Origin of the sequence: Breznakiella homolactica, assembly GCF_016616095.2 — a bacterium.
Lineage (GTDB): Bacteria > Spirochaetota > Spirochaetia > Treponematales > Breznakiellaceae > Breznakiella > Breznakiella homolactica.
The window spans coordinates 714579-730416 of sequence record NZ_CP067089.2 but is presented as its reverse complement, the minus strand read 5'-3'; the positions used below and the strand labels follow the sequence as shown (position 1 = coordinate 730416).

The 15838-nt window shown below is 55.3% G+C and carries 14 protein-coding genes; 8 read left to right on the top strand and 6 right to left on the bottom strand.

The features are described from left to right. Positions 1–17: 17 nt before the first annotated feature. Positions 18–1238, top strand: a complete 1221-nt coding sequence (locus JFL75_RS03550; RefSeq protein WP_215625325.1) for an MFS transporter — start codon at positions 18–20, stop codon at positions 1236–1238. Here JFL75_RS03550 and ruvC read toward each other — a convergent pair. The 3 genes from ruvC to JFL75_RS03535 all read right to left on the bottom strand — a co-directional run bounded on the left by ruvC (position 1197) and on the right by JFL75_RS03535 (position 2797). Then, on the bottom strand, positions 1197–1739 hold the full coding sequence (gene ruvC / locus JFL75_RS03545; RefSeq protein WP_349629690.1) for a crossover junction endodeoxyribonuclease RuvC: 543 nt from the start codon (positions 1737–1739) through the stop codon (positions 1197–1199). The genes JFL75_RS03550 and ruvC overlap by 42 nt on opposite strands. Further along, the gene (locus tag JFL75_RS03540) at positions 1693–2427 is read right to left on the bottom strand and encodes a YebC/PmpR family DNA-binding transcriptional regulator (RefSeq protein ID WP_215625323.1); all 735 of its coding nucleotides are present in this window, start codon (positions 2425–2427) and stop codon (positions 1693–1695) included. The genes ruvC and JFL75_RS03540 overlap by 47 nt, the downstream gene beginning before the upstream one ends. Before the next feature lie 136 nt (positions 2428–2563). Continuing rightward, positions 2564–2797, bottom strand: coding sequence for a hypothetical protein (locus tag JFL75_RS03535; RefSeq protein WP_215625322.1), 234 nt, complete (start codon positions 2795–2797; stop codon positions 2564–2566). A 131-nt stretch (positions 2798–2928) separates the two neighbouring features. Between JFL75_RS03535 and JFL75_RS03530 the strand changes: the two genes are divergently transcribed. The 4 genes from JFL75_RS03530 (at position 2929) to JFL75_RS03515 (ending at position 8077) form a co-directional block, all read left to right on the top strand. Then, the gene (locus JFL75_RS03530) at positions 2929–4032 is read left to right on the top strand and encodes an N-acetylneuraminate synthase family protein (RefSeq protein ID WP_215625321.1); all 1104 of its coding nucleotides are present in this window, start codon (positions 2929–2931) and stop codon (positions 4030–4032) included. 141 nt (positions 4033–4173) lie between these two features. After that, on the top strand, positions 4174–4986 hold the full coding sequence (locus JFL75_RS03525; RefSeq protein ID WP_215625320.1) for a PilZN3 domain-containing protein: 813 nt from the start codon (positions 4174–4176) through the stop codon (positions 4984–4986). Positions 4987–5102: 116 nt separating this feature from the next. Next, positions 5103–6404: a histidine--tRNA ligase gene (gene hisS / locus JFL75_RS03520; RefSeq protein WP_215625319.1), complete on the top strand. Its 1302-nt coding sequence runs from the start codon at positions 5103–5105 to the stop codon at positions 6402–6404. A gap of 101 nt (positions 6405–6505) precedes the next feature. After that, the gene (locus JFL75_RS03515; RefSeq protein ID WP_215625318.1) at positions 6506–8077 is read left to right on the top strand and encodes a DVUA0089 family protein; all 1572 of its coding nucleotides are present in this window, start codon (positions 6506–6508) and stop codon (positions 8075–8077) included. Between the two features lie 12 nt (positions 8078–8089). Here the strand turns inward: JFL75_RS03515 and JFL75_RS03510 are convergent, their stop codons facing one another. Together JFL75_RS03510 and thrA are read right to left on the bottom strand one after the other, a co-directional pair. Next, on the bottom strand, positions 8090–9286 hold the full coding sequence (locus JFL75_RS03510) for a pyridoxal phosphate-dependent aminotransferase (RefSeq protein WP_215625317.1): 1197 nt from the start codon (positions 9284–9286) through the stop codon (positions 8090–8092). Positions 9287–9332: 46 nt separating this feature from the next. Further along, positions 9333–11786, bottom strand: coding sequence for a bifunctional aspartate kinase/homoserine dehydrogenase I (gene thrA, locus JFL75_RS03505; RefSeq protein WP_215625316.1), 2454 nt, complete (start codon positions 11784–11786; stop codon positions 9333–9335). Between the two features lie 219 nt (positions 11787–12005). On the opposite strand from thrA, the gene JFL75_RS03500 reads away from it, so the two are divergent. Next, positions 12006–13124 carry an MraY family glycosyltransferase gene (locus tag JFL75_RS03500; RefSeq protein ID WP_215625315.1) on the top strand — a complete coding sequence of 373 codons (1119 nt, stop codon included), beginning with the start codon at positions 12006–12008 and terminating at the stop codon, positions 13122–13124. Here JFL75_RS03500 and JFL75_RS03495 read toward each other — a convergent pair whose 3' ends face one another. Continuing rightward, positions 13125–13421: an ArsR/SmtB family transcription factor gene (locus tag JFL75_RS03495; RefSeq protein WP_215625314.1), complete on the bottom strand. Its 297-nt coding sequence runs from the start codon at positions 13419–13421 to the stop codon at positions 13125–13127. 108 nt (positions 13422–13529) lie between these two features. Between JFL75_RS03495 and JFL75_RS03490 the strand changes: the two genes are divergently transcribed. Then, a complete protein-coding gene (locus tag JFL75_RS03490; protein ID WP_215625313.1) occupies positions 13530–14657 on the top strand; it encodes a cysteine desulfurase family protein in 1128 nt (375 codons plus the stop codon). A gap of 12 nt (positions 14658–14669) precedes the next feature. Then, positions 14670–15836: a tRNA uracil 4-sulfurtransferase ThiI gene (thiI, locus tag JFL75_RS03485; protein ID WP_215625312.1), complete on the top strand. Its 1167-nt coding sequence runs from the start codon at positions 14670–14672 to the stop codon at positions 15834–15836. Positions 15837–15838 lie beyond the last annotated feature (2 nt).

Genomic DNA, 15838 nt, shown 5'->3' with positions numbered 1-15838 from the left:
GGGTACACTCAAATCCCATGCAGCGATTAACCTACAGTCATACCCGCGCGGCCAGCTACATCGGATACGTAACCCAGGCAATTATGAACAATCTGGCGCCGCTCCTGTTCCTGACATTCCAGCGCCAGTTTTCGGTGTCCTTGAGCAGCCTGGCGCTGCTCATTACCATGAATTTTACGATTCAGCTGCTGGTGGATCTCGCCGCGGCCCGGTTCGTTGACCGGATCGGATACCGCAGGGTGGCGGTGGCGGCCCATATAATGTGCACCGTCGGCCTTTTGGGACTGGGGATCCTCCCGTCGGTTATGGTTAATCCCTATACGGGTATCATGATTGCCATGGCGGTCAACGCCGCCGGGGGCGGCCTGATCGAAGTAATCATCAGTCCCATTGTGGAAGCCATCCCCGGCGACCGGAAGGCGGCATCCATGAGCATCCTGCATTCGTTTTACTGCTGGGGGTACGTTGCCGTGGTGGCTTTGTCCACCCTGTACTTTACCCTGTTCGGGACCACACGCTGGCAATGGCTGCCCATGGCCTGGGCGCTGGTTCCTTTTTTCAACATTTTCTTCTTCGCCAAGGTACCCCTCAGGACACTTATCGAAGAATCATCATCCCCCATACCGCTGCGGAAACTCTTCACAAAAAAGACCTTCATCCTTCTCTCGGTGATGATGGTATGCGCCGGCGCGTCGGAACAGGCCATGTCCCAATGGGCATCCCTTTTTGCCGAGGCGGGGCTCAAGGTTCCTAAAACCATGGGAGACCTCCTGGGCCCCTGCCTGTTCGCGGTACTCATGGGTCTTTCCCGGGTGTTTTTCGGGACAAAACAGAGGGCCCTCAAACTCGAAACCCTGCTGCTTATCAGCGGGATCGCCTGCGTCACTGCCTACGGTATCGCTGTTTTTGCCCCCCACCCCATACTCGCCCTGGCAGGGTGCGGCCTCTGCGGTCTTTCCGTGGGAATGATGTGGCCCGGAACATTCAGCCTCGCGTCCCGGCAGTATCCCCGGGGAGGAACGGCGATGTTTGCCATGCTTGCCCTGGCCGGGGACGTTGGCTGCGCCGCCGGACCGGGGCTGGTCGGCCTCATAATGAATAACAAAACCCTTAAAATAGGGCTGTTAACGGCGGTTATATTTCCCGTAGTGCTGACCGCGGCCGTAACCATGCTGAAAAAAAGCGCCGGGAAAGGTTCAGAGCAGCAAGGTATGGGCGGAGCAGACCGCCGCGCCTAGGGCATCCGCGGCGTGGTCCGGCTTGGGGATGGTTTCGAGGCCGAGGATAAGCCGGACCATTTCCTGGACCTGGGCCTTGTCGGCGGCGCCGCGGCCCACCACAGCCTGCTTTATCGCATTGGGGGTAAATTCCCTCACCGGGAGTCCGTGTTCGGCCAGGGCCATGCACAGCACGCCCCGGGCTTCGGCCACGGGAATGGCGCTGGAAACATTCCGGGCAAAGTACAATGTCTCCACGGCCCCTTCCCGGGGTTCGTATTGGCTGATAACGCCGGTGATATCTTTATAAATAAGAAAAAGGCGTTCCGCCCGGGGGCAGTCCGCCTTTGTTTCTATGCAGCCGTGGGCAATATACCGCATCCGGGAATTGCCGAATTCAATAATGCCCCAGCCGGTGGATGCCAGCCCCGGGTCTATACCGATAATCCGGCGAAGGCCCGGGGAAACGGCGGTCTTATTCAGCTTCGAATCCTTCGGGGAATCCCGCGTTGGAATACACACTCTGGACATCGTCGTTTTCTTCAAGCTTGTCGATGAGCCGCATTATTTTTCCGGCGCTGTCATTATCCAGATCGACCTCGGCTTCGGGAACCATGCTGATCTCCGCGCTCATGGATTCAAAATCCGCCAGGGCGTTCACGACCGCTTCAAAATCCTCGGGAGCGGTGGTGACTTCAATCACACCGTCGGAAAGGGCCACGTCTTCGGCGCCGCCCTCCAGAGCCGCTTCCATGATCTGATCTTCGGTATATTTCTCACCGTCAAAGGTGATGATACCCTTGCGCTTAAAGAGCCGGGAAACCGCGCCTGCGGTCGCCAGGGAGCCCCCCGCACGGGTCAGGATATTCCGGACATCCGCGGCGGCCCGGTTTTTGTTGTCCGTAAGGACCTCAATGAGAACCGCGATTCCGCCGGGAGCGTAGGCTTCGTAGGTCAGCTCTTCGTAGTTGACCCCTTCCAGTTCGCCGGTACCTTTTTTGATGGCCCGGTCAATATTGTCCTTGGGCATGTTGGCGCCCCGGGCTTTGATAATCGCCGTTCTGAGACGGGGGTTTCCTTCGGGATCACCGCCGCCCATGCGGGCCGCGATGGAAATTTCCTTGATCAATTTGGTAAACATCTGGCCGCGCTTCGCGTCGGCGGCGCCTTTCTTGTGCTTTATAGTAGCCCATTTACTGTGGCCGGACATGGCAACTCCTTAAAAAATGGTGGGAAAAAATATAATTAGTAATTATACATACCATAGGAAGAAAAGATATGTCAACCGTTCCGTTTACTGCGGTTTTTTACCGTTTATTTCAAGAAAGCAAACGGAACGGCGAAAATTACCGGCGGTCGAAACGGCCTTTCTGAATAGCTTTTTCGATTGAATCGGTCATGAGCCGGGAATACCATTCGTAATTGAAGGGCTCCTTGGTCCGGATTATAGGTTTAATGGTCAGTTCCAGCTGGTCCTTGCAGGGCTCACAGATATCCCGGGCCCCAATATGCCAGTAGGTACGTCCGGTTATGGCATTATCAATGGTCCGTTTGCAGACATCACAGGTCAGGGTCTTCATGGCAAACTCCTTATTTATATAAAAATCAATATGGCTGAAATACAACGGTATTTCAATTATTACCCTATTTACTACAACATAGTATCTCAATCCGTGGCAAATGTCGAGATATTGTAGTAAAAAGATTATACATGGGTATTTTTATTGAAATTGACGGGACCCGGTACGGTCCCGGTAATGTCCTGATCATCGCGGAACTGGGAACGTCCCACGGCGGCGATATGGCCAAGGCCAAAGAACTGGTCTCCGCCGCGGCCGAAGCCGGGGCGGACTGCATCAAATTCCAGATGGTATACGCCGATGAGATCCTTCACCCCAAAACCGGCACGGTGCCGCTTCCCGGCGGGCCGGTGCCGCTCTATGACCGGTTCAGGGACCTGGAATTACCCCCGGATTTCTACCGGGAGCTGAAGGAATTCGTCGAATCCCTGGGCCTCCTGTTTCTCTGTACGCCCTTCGGCATCAGAAGCGCCCGGGAACTGCGCGGACTGTCACCCCTGGCCATTAAAATAGCGTCCCCGGAACTTACCTATACAGCCCTGCTGCGGGAAACCGCGTCCTACGGTTTGCCGGTACTGCTTTCCTCCGGGGTTTCCACCCTGGGTGATATTGAATACGCCCTGTCGTTCTACCCCCGGGAAAACGCCTGTATTCTCCATTGTGTCACGGCGTATCCCGCGCCGGAGCGGGATTACAATCTGCGGGTCCTCGGAAGCCTCAGCGCGGTTTTCGGGGCCGCCGTTGGGGTAAGCGACCACAGCATGGATCCCGAACTTGTTCCGGCCCTGGCCGCCGCCATGGGCGCCGCGGCGGTGGAAAAACACTTCTGCCTTTCCCGGGATGATCCGGGGCTGGATGACCCCATTGCCCTTCCCCCGGAGGATTTCCGCCGGATGGTGCGGGCGGTCAGGAAAACCTCCCGGATGGACCCCGCGCAGGCGGCGGCGGAACTGGAACAGGAACGGGGCCGCGGCCTGGTACAGGCGGTTCTGGGGGACGGAATAAAACGGCTTGCCCCGTCGGAAGCGGAAAACTACCAGCGGACCAACCGTTCGGTCCACGCGCTCCGGGATATACAGCCGGGAGAAAGTATCGAAGCCGGCGCGGTCGCGTCGCTGCGGACCGAAAAAATACTGCGCCCGGGACTTCCTCCGGTTTGGGAAGCGCGCGTCATCGGGAGGAAGGCGCGGAATTTCATACCCGCCGGCGAAGGAATCCGGTTTGAGGATGTGTAAACACACCCTCAAACACGGTCATAATTTTAGAGTATATTTGCAAAATGTATAAATAAGGCATAAAATATTGAAAGGATTCCGCCTGAACCCAATGGGTTGCGGCTTTTCTATTTTGCATGCATAATCTTTTGTGGAGATTATATGGCGAATGTACCCACCGGACCGGCCCAGATTTTAGCCCGGTTCGGAGACCAAAGCGTAGCCTGCAGCCAATATGCCCTCTCAAAACTAGGAGTGGACCGCAGCCACTGTTTTCTGAAAATAGACGAGTATATTATTCTCTGCGTTCCCTTTCAGCTGGGATTCAAGCGGTCGCTGTTTCTGGCATCCCTGTCGAAACAGGAGCTGACTTTTTTCCAGCGCTACGTAAACGGGATCGTAGGGCTTTCCATTTCATTTTTCCCGCCTAACCGGCAGGAACCGATAAAACTGTACGTACGGTGCAACCTGGCGACCATCGGTCAGATGAAGGGCCGGGAAAATGTCGGACTTTTTGTCGTCGATTTTAAAAATACCCCGGACGATTACGTGACACTCCTGGGAAACTACCTGGACAGCCAGGAACGGCTCAGGGTCCTCTATGACGATTACGGGAAAACCGGAATACGGATGACCCCGGAGGTGGCAAAGCTTATCGGGTACAACATGTACGCCACCATAACCGAGCCCAGCTCCGGCGCAAAGCGCATACAGGTATACAGCTTCAGCACAAAGGTACTGGAACACCTGGAAGCCGGCAGCGGCACCGAACGGCCGCCGGGAACATCCGTGGCGTACCAGCTCTTCTTCAGGAAATACCGGATATCCGCCGCGGGAACCGTGGAATCCACCACCATGTTGCCGAAAGGCATTGTCCGCACCGTCTCCAAACTGGCGTTCAGCCCGGAATTAGTCGAAATCGTGGATGATTACTGGTACAATACCCGGTCCAATCCCGGCGCAGTATCAATGTAGCAGGGGGATCACCGCGTCTTTCATCCCGAAAAATACCCGGAGATACCGTTACTACTGTTAAAACATGGGTGATTTCCGGATTGAAAGACTCGGTGTTTCCCCGATATAGTGTAACCATGGCTGATTTAATTGAACCAAAAATTCTTAAGGGATTCAGGGACTTCCTTCCTGAGGCGGAAATCGACCGCCGCTCCCTGGTGGAGCGGATCGAAGCGTCTTTCCGTTCCTATGGTTTCGTGCCCATTGATACGCCGGTTCTTGAATACGCGGAGATACTCCTCGGCAAAGGCGGCGGCGAAACGGAAAAACAAATCTACCGATTTAATGACCACGGAGGACGGGATGTAGCCCTCCGGTTTGATCTGACGGTTCCCTTTGCCCGCTTTCTCGCGGAACACCGGAACGAACTGGCCCTTCCCTTCAAACGCTACCATATCGCCAAGGTCTGGCGGGGAGAAAACACCCAGCGCGGCCGGTACCGTGAGTTTACCCAGTGCGACTTTGATATTGTGGGGAGCGATTCCGTTGCGGCGGATTTCGAAATACTGCTGATGATGCGGAATACCCTCCAGGCTATCGGCGTGGGGGATGTCAGGATTCATGTAAACCACCGGGGAATTTTCAACCGCTTTCTCCAGCGGATCCGGGGGTCGGATAAATCCGTGGATATTCTGCGTACCGTGGATAAACTCGCGAAAATCGGCCGGGAAGCAACCCTGGACCTGCTCTCAGAGATCCTCGACGCCCCCCGGGCCGGCGAAATCCTTTCGTTTATCGAACCCAGGGAGAATTTCGAGGAAACCCTCAAGGCAATGACCGAGGCGGCGGGAGGCGAAAACGCCGACTCAGAGCGGATGCGGCGGATATACGGTTTTATGAAGGATACAGGAACCGCGGACAGCTTCTTTCTCAACCCATCCATAACCCGTGGACTCGATTACTATACGGGGCTCGTGTACGAAACCTTTCTCAACGACCTGCCGGATATCGGCTCGGTCTGCTCCGGCGGCCGGTACGATGACCTGGCGGGGCTGTACTCAAAGGAAAAACTCAGCGGTGTGGGATCATCCATCGGTCTTGACCGGCTTATTTCCGCCCTGGAATCCCTGGGACGCCTGCGGAAACAGAAATCCTACGCTGACATCGCCGTAGCCTGTGTCCGGGAGGAAGACGGGGGCGGATACCAGGTTCTGGCGGACCGACTCCGGAAAGCGGGATTTCCCTGCGAGGTGCTCCTGGAACCGAAGAAAATGGTTCAGCAGTACGTACTGGCGGAAAAGAAAGGGGCGCGGTGGCTGATAATTCCCGGAGATCCCCTGCGGGAGAATGACCTCGGACTGCGGGACCTCAGATCCCGGGAAACCCGGGAAAATATCTCCCTGGATGAAATAACAACCATTCTGAAGAAAGAAGAATAATCAGCAACGGTATTCTGAAGGGCGGGTATAAACCCGTGTGCGAATAAAAACTGGTACAAGGTACCGCCGGACCGCCGAATGCGGTCCGAGAGGAGTTCATTATGGCAAGACCGATCCGGTGGATGCTCTTTTTCGTACTGTGTACGGCGGCAAGTGTGCAGCTTACGGCCCAGCAGCAGGTGCGCCCGGAATCCATGGCCGATCTCGACCGGGAAAACCAGCGTTTAGCAGACATGATAATCCGGACAGTTGACGAAAACAACTCCGGTACAGCGGTCCCCGAGATCCAGATCGGGGGATTTTACTTTAAGGGCTATGAAATTCCCCTGGGGACCTACTGGAGCCAGAATCTTCTCCAGAGTTTAATCAACGGCGCGGGCAGAAAATTCAAAATTATCGACACATACTCAGGCGGTCTGACTGCGTCGGCATCCACAGCGAGCCTGGCGAATAAATACAGCCTCCGGGGCGAAATTGTAGAGATCGGCTCAATGATCCGCATATACACCAGGCTGGTCAAAATGGATGACGTGTCCCTTCTTGCCGGCTGGCAGAGCGATTTTGAAAACACCCCCTTCCTGTGGGAGCTTCTCCAGACCTCCGGTTCATCGTTATCCAATGTTCCCCGGGATATGTACGAACCCGACAGCCGGGAAAACCCGGTGACCATGGAGGTCGGAGGGAATTGGATGAACAGAACCATCCACGCCAATGACGTGGACTGGTTCCTGGTGCAGACTAACGGTCCGGGACTCCTGTCCATTGAGGTGGAAGGGGATTTTGACAGTTACCTGGAATTCTACAGCGGCACAGGTTATTCGCTTTTGGATGAAAACGATGATTACGACGGAAACAACCCGCGGATACAGTATTTCACCTCTGAAGCGGCTTCGTATATTGTTAAGCTCAGGCCCTATTCCGACAGTACCGGCTCGTATTCTATCCGGGCACAGCTTCTGGATATGGATATAACATCCATGGAACCGAACAATACCCGGGCCCAGGCATTTGAGATTACCCTCGGTGAGCCGGTTACCGGGTATTTCCAGGATGAAGATGACGTTGAGTGGTTCAAGGTGCGGGTGCCGTCCGACGGAGGACTGCTGGTGGTATATACCACGGGCAACCAGGATACAAAGCTGACCCTGTACGATGAACGGGGCAGGAAGCTTGCCGAGGACGACGATTCCGGCAGCGAATACAACGCGAAGGTTTCCACTGTGGCGGTGGGCGGGCTGTACTTTATCGAACTCACGGATTACGACGGCGCCAGGGGGCTCTATACGCTTCATACGGAAATCAGGGATATGCTCGGGGTCGATGAATACGAACCGGACAATACTTTTTCTTCGGCGAAGCCCATTGATGTTGGGGCGGAACCCCAGCGGCGGACCTTCACCGACAGCAGTGATGTCGACTGGGTCCGGTTTACGGTCACTCAGCGGGGATACTACGGTATCAGAGCCCAGGGAGAAAACGACCTCAGCCTGGATACCTACATTGAACTCTATGACGAAGATCAGGATCTTATTGACGAAGATGACGACGGCGGCGAGTACTACGACTCATACCTTCGGGTGCGCCTCGATCCCGGAACGTACTGGATCAAGGTCAGCACCCTGGACAGCGAGCCCTCGGATTTCTATCTTCTCAGTGTGGAATTCCTGCGGTAAACAGAATGCCGCTTACCACTCCTCCATGGCCTTTTTAAAGGCCGTTCCGGAGGAGCGGATTATGGACTCATCCACACAGTAGGCAAAGCGCACCCATCCTTCCTGGCCGAATCCCCTCCCGGGGACGCCGAGGATGAGGTGCTTTTTTAGATGGTCCGAAAATGCGGCGTCATCCCCGGCGCTGCCGTCCTTCCGGGCGGGAACCTTACAGAAAAGGTAAAAAGCCCCTTCCGGCTGCGCGTAGCCGATACCCGACTCATCCAGCACCTGCGTAAAGGCGTCCCGCCGACGGGCGTAAATATCCACATCCACCGTTTCTTCTGTAAGCTCCGCGACGATGCGCTGCATCAGCGCCGGGGCGTTAACGTAGCCCAGGACCCGGGTCGCATAAATCAGGGCTCCCAGAACATCGGCTTTATCCTCTATGGTAGGACTCACCGCAACGTATCCGATGCGTTCTCCCGGAAGGGAGAGGCTTTTTGAGTAGGAAGTTACCACCAGAGATTCCCCATAGGCCGAGAGGATCGGAGGAACCTCTATCCCATTGTACACTATCTCCCGGTAAGGCTCATCCGCGACAAGATACGGCTTCCGTCCGGTTTTTCCGCCATGTTTGGTGAGCAGTTCCGCGAGTTCCGCGATGGCCTCCCGGGAATAGACTCTGCCGCTGGGGTTATGGGGGGAATTGATCAGCACCGCGGCGGTTTTTTCGTTCAGGGCCGCAGCGATGGCAGTGAGATCCAGACCGAAATCGGGCCGGCTCTCCACAGGCACCAGTGTTCCGCCGTAATTCGATACATAGGCCCGGTACTCCATAAAAAAAGGTTTCGGCACAATAACTTCATCCCCGGGATTGAGGATGCTTTTAAAAACCACATTGAGCCCGCCGGCGGCGCCCACGGACATAATGATGTGCGACCCGTCTATTGCAACGGCGTGTTCCCGGGAAGCCTTTTTAGCCAGAATTTCCCGCACCTCGGGGTATCCCGGATTCGGCATATACCCGTGGGACCCTTTTTTATCTTCCCCGGCGAGCCGCACCAGAACCCGGTGGAACGCCGGGGGCGGTTCTATATCGGGATTCCCGATGGAAAAATCGAATACCCTGTCGGCGCCGTACTGTTTTTTAAGCTGGGCGCCTTCTTCAAACATCTTCCGTATCATGGATGAGGAACCGAGGGCGTTTTTGATGGATTTGGAAATGGGCATGATTTCTCCTTGGGTTGTAACTGAACCGGATGGTTCCGGTATTGTATTATACCAATGTCCTGGCGATGCGGACTATATCCGCGAAAACCCCGCCGGCGGTCACCGCCGCGCCCGCGCCGGGACCTTTAACCACCAGGGGCAGATCCGAATACCGGTCGGTGGCAACCACAACAATATTATCGGAATCGACCAGTGACCGGAAGGGGCTTTCCGCCGGTTCCTCCCGCAGGGCGAGCCTGGCGGAACCTTCCTCTATCAGGGCGACGTACCGCAGTTCCCTGCCCGCCGCCGCAGCCGCCGCCCGGCGTTTTTCAAACGCACCGTCGGCTTTTTCAAGCTCCCTGAAAAAAGATTCTATATCCGGCGCGTCAAAACAGGCCGGAGGCAGAATCGGCTCAATAACGACATTGTCGAATTCCAGGGGCATGCCGCATTCCCTGGCCAGAATAAGCGCCTTCCTGGCGGCATCCATGGCGTTGAGGTCGTCCCGGGGATCCGGTTCGGTGTACCCCTTGGCCTTGGCTTCACGGACGAGCGCGGAAAACGGGACTGATCCGTCAAAGTTGTTGAAAATAAAGCTCAGGGTACCCGAAAGGACCGCTTCGATCCGGCGGACCCGGTCTCCGGAAAGGGAAAGGTCCCGGAGGGTTGATATAACCGGCAGGCCGGCGCAGACCGTGGTTTCATACAGGTAGGGAATACCCCGGTCCTTGGAGTAATCCGTAATAAGCCGGTAATAGTCATATGGTCCCGAATTGGCCCGTTTGTTGGGGGTAACCACGGGGATAGCGGACCGGAGAATCTCCGCGTAGGCTGCGGGGACCATGTCGCTGGCGGTGCAGTCACAGAAGGCCGAATTCGGCAGATTGAAGGAACGCATCCGTTCCATAAAAACACCGAGATCAAAGGCCTCCCCGTCTTCGAGAATTTTACCCGTATCGCCGGGGTTCAGCCCCCGGGAATCGAAGGCCATCTTCCGGGAATTGGCTACCCCTACGAGGTTTACCCTGATCTTATGCTGATCCGCGAGCACTTCCTTTTGGTGTTCAAGCTGTTTCAGCAGGGTTCCGCCGATAAGGCCGATTCCCACGAGGAAAAGATTGACCGAACGGACCCCCGCGAGAAAAAACGCCTCATGGACCGCGTTGAGGGCCTTCGCTTCATCTTCTTTTCTGATAACCGCTGAAATATTGAGTTCCGAAGATCCCTGGGCAATGGCAACCACGCTGATACCGTTCCGCCCCAGGGCATGGAAAACCTTTCCGGAAATCCCCGATGTGCTTTTCATCCGGGAACCGACCACCGCGATAATCGCCAGATCCCGTTCGGTAATGGGATGTTCAATGGTGGCCGCGGCGATTTCCCGTTCAAATTCCTCCTCGATTGCCGCTGCCGCGGTGAGGGCAAATTCCGGCAGCACCGCAAAACAGATCGAATACTCGCTTGAAGCCTGGGTAATGAGGATGACACTAAGTTTTTTGCGGGCCAGTGCCCCGAAAAGCCGGGATGAAAATCCCGAGACACCTACCATACCGGAACCCTGGACCCGGATCAGGGCAATATCCCCGATGGAACTGACCCCCCGGATCGCGTAGGGGCTGGGAACGGATTCATCGGTAATACGGGTTCCGGGTCCTTTGGGATTAAAGGTATTCCGGATCCGTATGGGAATCCCCTTTTCCAGGGAAGGCCGTATGGTCGGAGGATGGAGAACCTTTGCGCCGAAATGGGAAAGCTCCATGGCTTCCACATAGGAAATAGTATCGATCCTGAAGGCATTGGTGACCTGCCGGGGATCGGCGGTCATAATACCGTCCACATCGGTCCATATTTCAACTTCCCCGGCACCGATGGCCGCGCCGAAAATGGCGGCGCTGAGATCCGATCCGCCCCGTCCCAGGGTGGTGGTATTGCCGTCGGAAGACGCCGCAATGAAACCGGTGGCAATTTGAAGAAGCGGGCGGGTTTCCAGCAGGGACCTGATATTCGTATAGGTCTCATCCGGGAAATAACGGGCGGCCCCGTAATTGGAATCGGTTTTAATTACCATTCTCGCGTCGAGATAATCCGCGGGTACTCCCGATTCGCACAGGATATGGGATAGTAAACACGCGGAAAGACGCTCGCCGAAACTCATAATACTGTCGAGAATACGGGGTGAAAGTTCCCCCAGAATATTAACCCCATCCATGATACGGTTCAGATCCCCGAAAAGTGCGGCGGTAAAGGAATTCGACTGATTCAGCCGGGGACTCTTTAGAAAGGCTTCGGCTATCTCACGGTGGCGGGATTCCATGGCGGTAAGTATTTCTTTGTACGTACCGTCCCCGGCGGCGGCTTTTTTTGCGGCGGCGGCGAGACCGTCGGTAACGCCGGATAGCGCGGAAACAACCACAACCCGCACATTGGAAAAATGTTCCGGATCGTTCAGAATAGCAATGATCCTGCCAATGGCATCGCGACTTCCCACGGAAGTGCCGCCGAATTTAAGCACCAGCATGTTAACCCCGTACAACAACCTAAAATTACACCGTACATGCATTGATACGCTTTTTTTGGCTCTTTTTCAAGGCCGGGCAAAACTATTACAATAGCTGATAAAATTATACCAGAAATAGAAGAAAAGATTTCACCGGAATTCCCCCCGGAGGTATACTTTTTTTGCGCTACTGTGTTAAAATATAAGTAGAGTATAAAAATCCTGCGGGAGTTGCGGTACATGTTTTCAATGCTTATTGTAATTGTCTCAACATTTGTGCTTTCCGTACTTGCAGTAGGCATTGTACTTTGGCTGTCAAAAAAGAATGCTTGGTATGATAAAGTGGACGGCCGGAAAATCCACACCGGCAATATTCCCCGTCTGGGGGGGGTGGGTTTTGCTTCGGCTTTTATTATCGTTGCGTTTTTCATAACCATCCACGCGGCGGAACCCTATTTTGGGCTCCGGTTCCTGCCGGTATCCGCCGGAATGATCATTGTCCTGGTCTTTGGCGTTATTGACGATTTTAGGCCGCTGAAGCCGCGGAATAAACTGCTGATCCAGTGTATCGCGGCACTCTGTGTCATCATCCCCGGGTATACATTCCACAGGCTTTTTTATTCTGATTTAGGCGGCCTTTCGGAATTAAACTGGCTGACCTACCCCATAAGTTTTATCTGGATTGTCGGAATAACCAATGCCCTCAACTTTATTGACGGTGTTGACGGTCTCGCCGGGGGTATTTCGGCGCTGATCAGTATCACCTATGCCCTTATTTTCGCCTCCTTTGCCAATACCGGGACCGCGACCATGCTCTGCGCGGCCCTGGCAGCCGCTATAGCCGGTTTTCTCGTATTCAACCTTCCTATCCCCAAAGCCCGGATTTTCATGGGCGACGGGGGAAGCCAGTTTTTGGGGTTCATCCTTGCGGTTCTTCCCCTCATCGATAAGGGAAACACCAGCTCGGAGCTTCCCCTGCCCTATGCGGCGGCGCTGCTCCTGATACCGATTTTCGATACCGTCTCCGCGGTCTGGCGCCGGGTCAGGGACGGCAGGCGGATCGACAGCCCCGATAAAGCCCACATACACCATAAACTTATGAACATCGGGCTCAACGCCCGGGGAGTGATCGGCGTATTATACGGGGTTCAGATAATTCTGGGGGTTCTCGTTTTTCTGGCGATAAAGTCAAGCAGCGTAATGTCGCTTGTTTTCCTTGGCGCTGCCTATTTTCTGGCCATTGTGTTCTTTTCCTGTCTCCATTATATGAACAGAGCCGCAAACCGGCGGAGAAACGCTTCCGCCCAGGGAGCCGGCGCGGAGGCAGGTAATTTTAAGCAGCCGGAAAAAGAAGTCTGATCAGGCTTCTCCGTGCATTTTGGTAATGATTTCCCGCATAAAATCATCAACTATACAGTAAATACGCTTGTTGCCTTTGATATGGGAATCAACCACCCCGTTTTCCTTTAAAACCGCAAGATGCTGACTGATGACGGGCTGGCTTTCGCCGAGGCAGGTCCAGAGATTGGTTACACAGGGGTCGTCTTTCCGGGCAATCAGGCAGAGCAGCTTAAGCCGGACCGGATGACCGCAGACTTTTAGTTTCTTAGAATACTCGTTAATGATTGAATCGGGACATACGCCTTCAGTATTCATGATCGTTTTAGGATTACACGGTCTTGCCGCGAAGTCAATAGTATTTCCCTCAATATTGGAGAAAAAGTTGCCCCTTGTCCGTTCAAATCAATTTGATTATTATACCTCATGGACCGGTTTTACTTTGATTGGGCAGCTACATCCATCCCCGATGAGGCTGCGGCCCATTCCGTACCCTTCGGAAATCCATCATCCCGCCATGCCGAAGGAAAAGAAGCCCGCCGGGTTCTGGAAAATGCCCGGAAACGGTGCGCCAAGGTGCTGGGAGTACCGGAAAAGCACATATTTTTTACATCCGGGGGTACCGAATCCAACGCGCTGGTGCTCCACGCCAGCCTTATGCGTCCGGACAGCCAGGGGATTCTGCTCTCTTCCGCGGAACATCCTTCAATACGTGAGAACGGCGCGGTCCTCGCGCGGCTGGGAAAGCGGGTCGCCTGGGTTTCCCCTGAAAAAGACGGACGGGTAAGCCCGCAGACTCTGGAAAAGGCTTTAAAAAAAGCGGAAAATCCGAGGCTGGTTTCGGCGGCGTGGGTCAATAACGAAATTGGTTCGGTTTCTGATATTCCTGAGCTGGTGCGGGCTGCCCGCGGGTCCGGGCCGGTGCATTTCCACTGTGATATGGTCCAGGGGATAGGTAAAATTCCCTGCCGCCTCTCCGAATGGGATCTGGATTCGGCATCCATGAGCGCCCACAAACTGGGAGGTCCCCGGGGTGCTGGTATCCTGTACCTCAGGAAACCGCTGGAACCGCTGTATTCCGGGGGCGGCCAGGAATCCGGTATCAGGCCGGGAACGGAAAACACCGCCGGCGCGGCCGCCTTCGCGGATGCATTGGAACGGCACGGAAGCGGCGGAACCGTGGAGGAAGCCTTTGTGCTGGCCCGAGACCGGTGGAAGGTACTTATAACGGAACTATCCGCCCTGAGCCGGTTTTCCGCCATTCCCGCGGACCGGGAACCAGAGGACCCGCGGTTTTCACCGTATATACTCCAGTGCGCCTTTGAGGGGATCCCCGGAGAAGTTATGGCCCGTATGCTCGACGACGCGGGCTTTGCGGTTTCCACGGGATCGGCCTGTTCCAGCGCGTCCCGGAAACGTCCGGTCCTCGAAGCCATGGGGATTCCCCAGGCCAAGGCTCTGGAGGGGATCAGGATCTCACAGGGATGGACCACCGGCCGGAAGGACATTGAACTGCTGGTTTCGGCGATCCGGACAATTCTTAACAAATTCTGACAGGAAAATTTTATGGCCGTATACCTGCTGAAACTTGGCGAACTTACCCTTAAGGGCGGGAACCGCCGTGAGTTTGAACGTATTCTCAGACGCAATCTTGCCCAGCGGCTCCGGGGAACCGGCGCGTCCATACAGACCACCGCGGGCCGGTTTTACGTTACCTGCGATGAAAGCGCGGAAATACCGGTAGAAACTGTCCTGGACCGCCTCTTCGGCATCGCCGGCTGGGCAAAAACCCGGGACTGCAAAAAGATCCCACAGGCGGTTTTCGATGCCTGTATCGAAGAAGCAGCCCTTCTGCGTGAAAACGGACTGAGGACCTTCAAAGTGGAAGCCCGGAGAACCGACAAGGGCTTCCCCCTTAATTCTTATGAAATACGGAGCGAAGCGGGCAGTCTGATACTGGAACAGTTCCCCGGGCTTACGGTGGATGTCCACAGCCCCGACGCGGTTATCCAGGTGGAAATCCGGGAAAAAGCGTATATTTACAGCATGGCCCGCAAGGGCCAGCGGGGACTTCCGGTGGGAACCGCGGGGAGAGGACTGCTTCTGCTTTCCGGGGGTATTGATTCTCCGGTGGCGGGTTATATGATGGCCGGCCGGGGAATGCATATCGACGCGGTATATTTTCACGCCTATCCCTATACGTCCGACGAGGCCAGGCAGAAGGTTGTCAGCCTGGCGGAGACCGTCGGAGCCTATACCATGGGTATCAGGCTCCATACCGTCGGCTTTACGGCGGTTCAGATGAGGATAAAGGAACGGGCCCCCATGGAATGGACCACCGTCCTGCTCCGTATGGCTATGATGGAATGCGCCCAGCGTATCGCCTTCCGGCGGAAGGCAAAATGCCTGATCACCGGGGAGAGCCTCAGCCAGGTGGCGAGCCAGACGGTTGAGAATATTTCATGCACCCAAAGCAGGATTACCCTTCCGGTACTGCGTCCGCTCATCGGCATTGAAAAGGACGATATCATCCGGACGGCAAAAAGAATCGGTACCTATGACACATCCATACTGCCCTACGAAGACTGCTGCGTCCTGTTCAGCCCGCCCCACCCGATCATCCGCGGCGAACCGGCTGAGGCGAACCGGATTTACGAATCCCTTGAACTCGCAGACCTGATGGACGAGGCGGTCAGGGAAACCACCGAAGAAAAATGCGCTTTCCCTGAATAACC

What these genes read in the sequence shown, in the direction of transcription:
- JFL75_RS03550 (WP_215625325.1), top strand. Translation starts at nt 18, where the DNA reads ATGCAGCGATTAACCTACAGTCATACCCGCGCGGCCAGCTACATCGGA.
- JFL75_RS03540 (WP_215625323.1), bottom strand. Translation starts at nt 2,427, where the DNA reads ATGTCCGGCCACAGTAAATGGGCTACTATAAAGCACAAGAAAGGCGCC.
- JFL75_RS03535 (WP_215625322.1), bottom strand. Translation starts at nt 2,797, where the DNA reads ATGAAGACCCTGACCTGTGATGTCTGCAAACGGACCATTGATAATGCC.
- JFL75_RS03530 (WP_215625321.1), top strand. Translation starts at nt 2,929, where the DNA reads ATGGGTATTTTTATTGAAATTGACGGGACCCGGTACGGTCCCGGTAAT.
- JFL75_RS03525 (WP_215625320.1), top strand. Translation starts at nt 4,174, where the DNA reads ATGGCGAATGTACCCACCGGACCGGCCCAGATTTTAGCCCGGTTCGGA.
- hisS (WP_215625319.1), top strand. Translation starts at nt 5,103, where the DNA reads ATGGCTGATTTAATTGAACCAAAAATTCTTAAGGGATTCAGGGACTTC.
- JFL75_RS03515 (WP_215625318.1), top strand. Translation starts at nt 6,506, where the DNA reads ATGGCAAGACCGATCCGGTGGATGCTCTTTTTCGTACTGTGTACGGCG.
- JFL75_RS03510 (WP_215625317.1), bottom strand. Translation starts at nt 9,286, where the DNA reads ATGCCCATTTCCAAATCCATCAAAAACGCCCTCGGTTCCTCATCCATG.
- thrA (WP_215625316.1), bottom strand. Translation starts at nt 11,786, where the DNA reads ATGCTGGTGCTTAAATTCGGCGGCACTTCCGTGGGAAGTCGCGATGCC.
- JFL75_RS03500 (WP_215625315.1), top strand. Translation starts at nt 12,006, where the DNA reads ATGTTTTCAATGCTTATTGTAATTGTCTCAACATTTGTGCTTTCCGTA.
- JFL75_RS03495 (WP_215625314.1), bottom strand. Translation starts at nt 13,421, where the DNA reads ATGAATACTGAAGGCGTATGTCCCGATTCAATCATTAACGAGTATTCT.
- JFL75_RS03490 (WP_215625313.1), top strand. Translation starts at nt 13,530, where the DNA reads ATGGACCGGTTTTACTTTGATTGGGCAGCTACATCCATCCCCGATGAG.
- thiI (WP_215625312.1), top strand. Translation starts at nt 14,670, where the DNA reads ATGGCCGTATACCTGCTGAAACTTGGCGAACTTACCCTTAAGGGCGGG.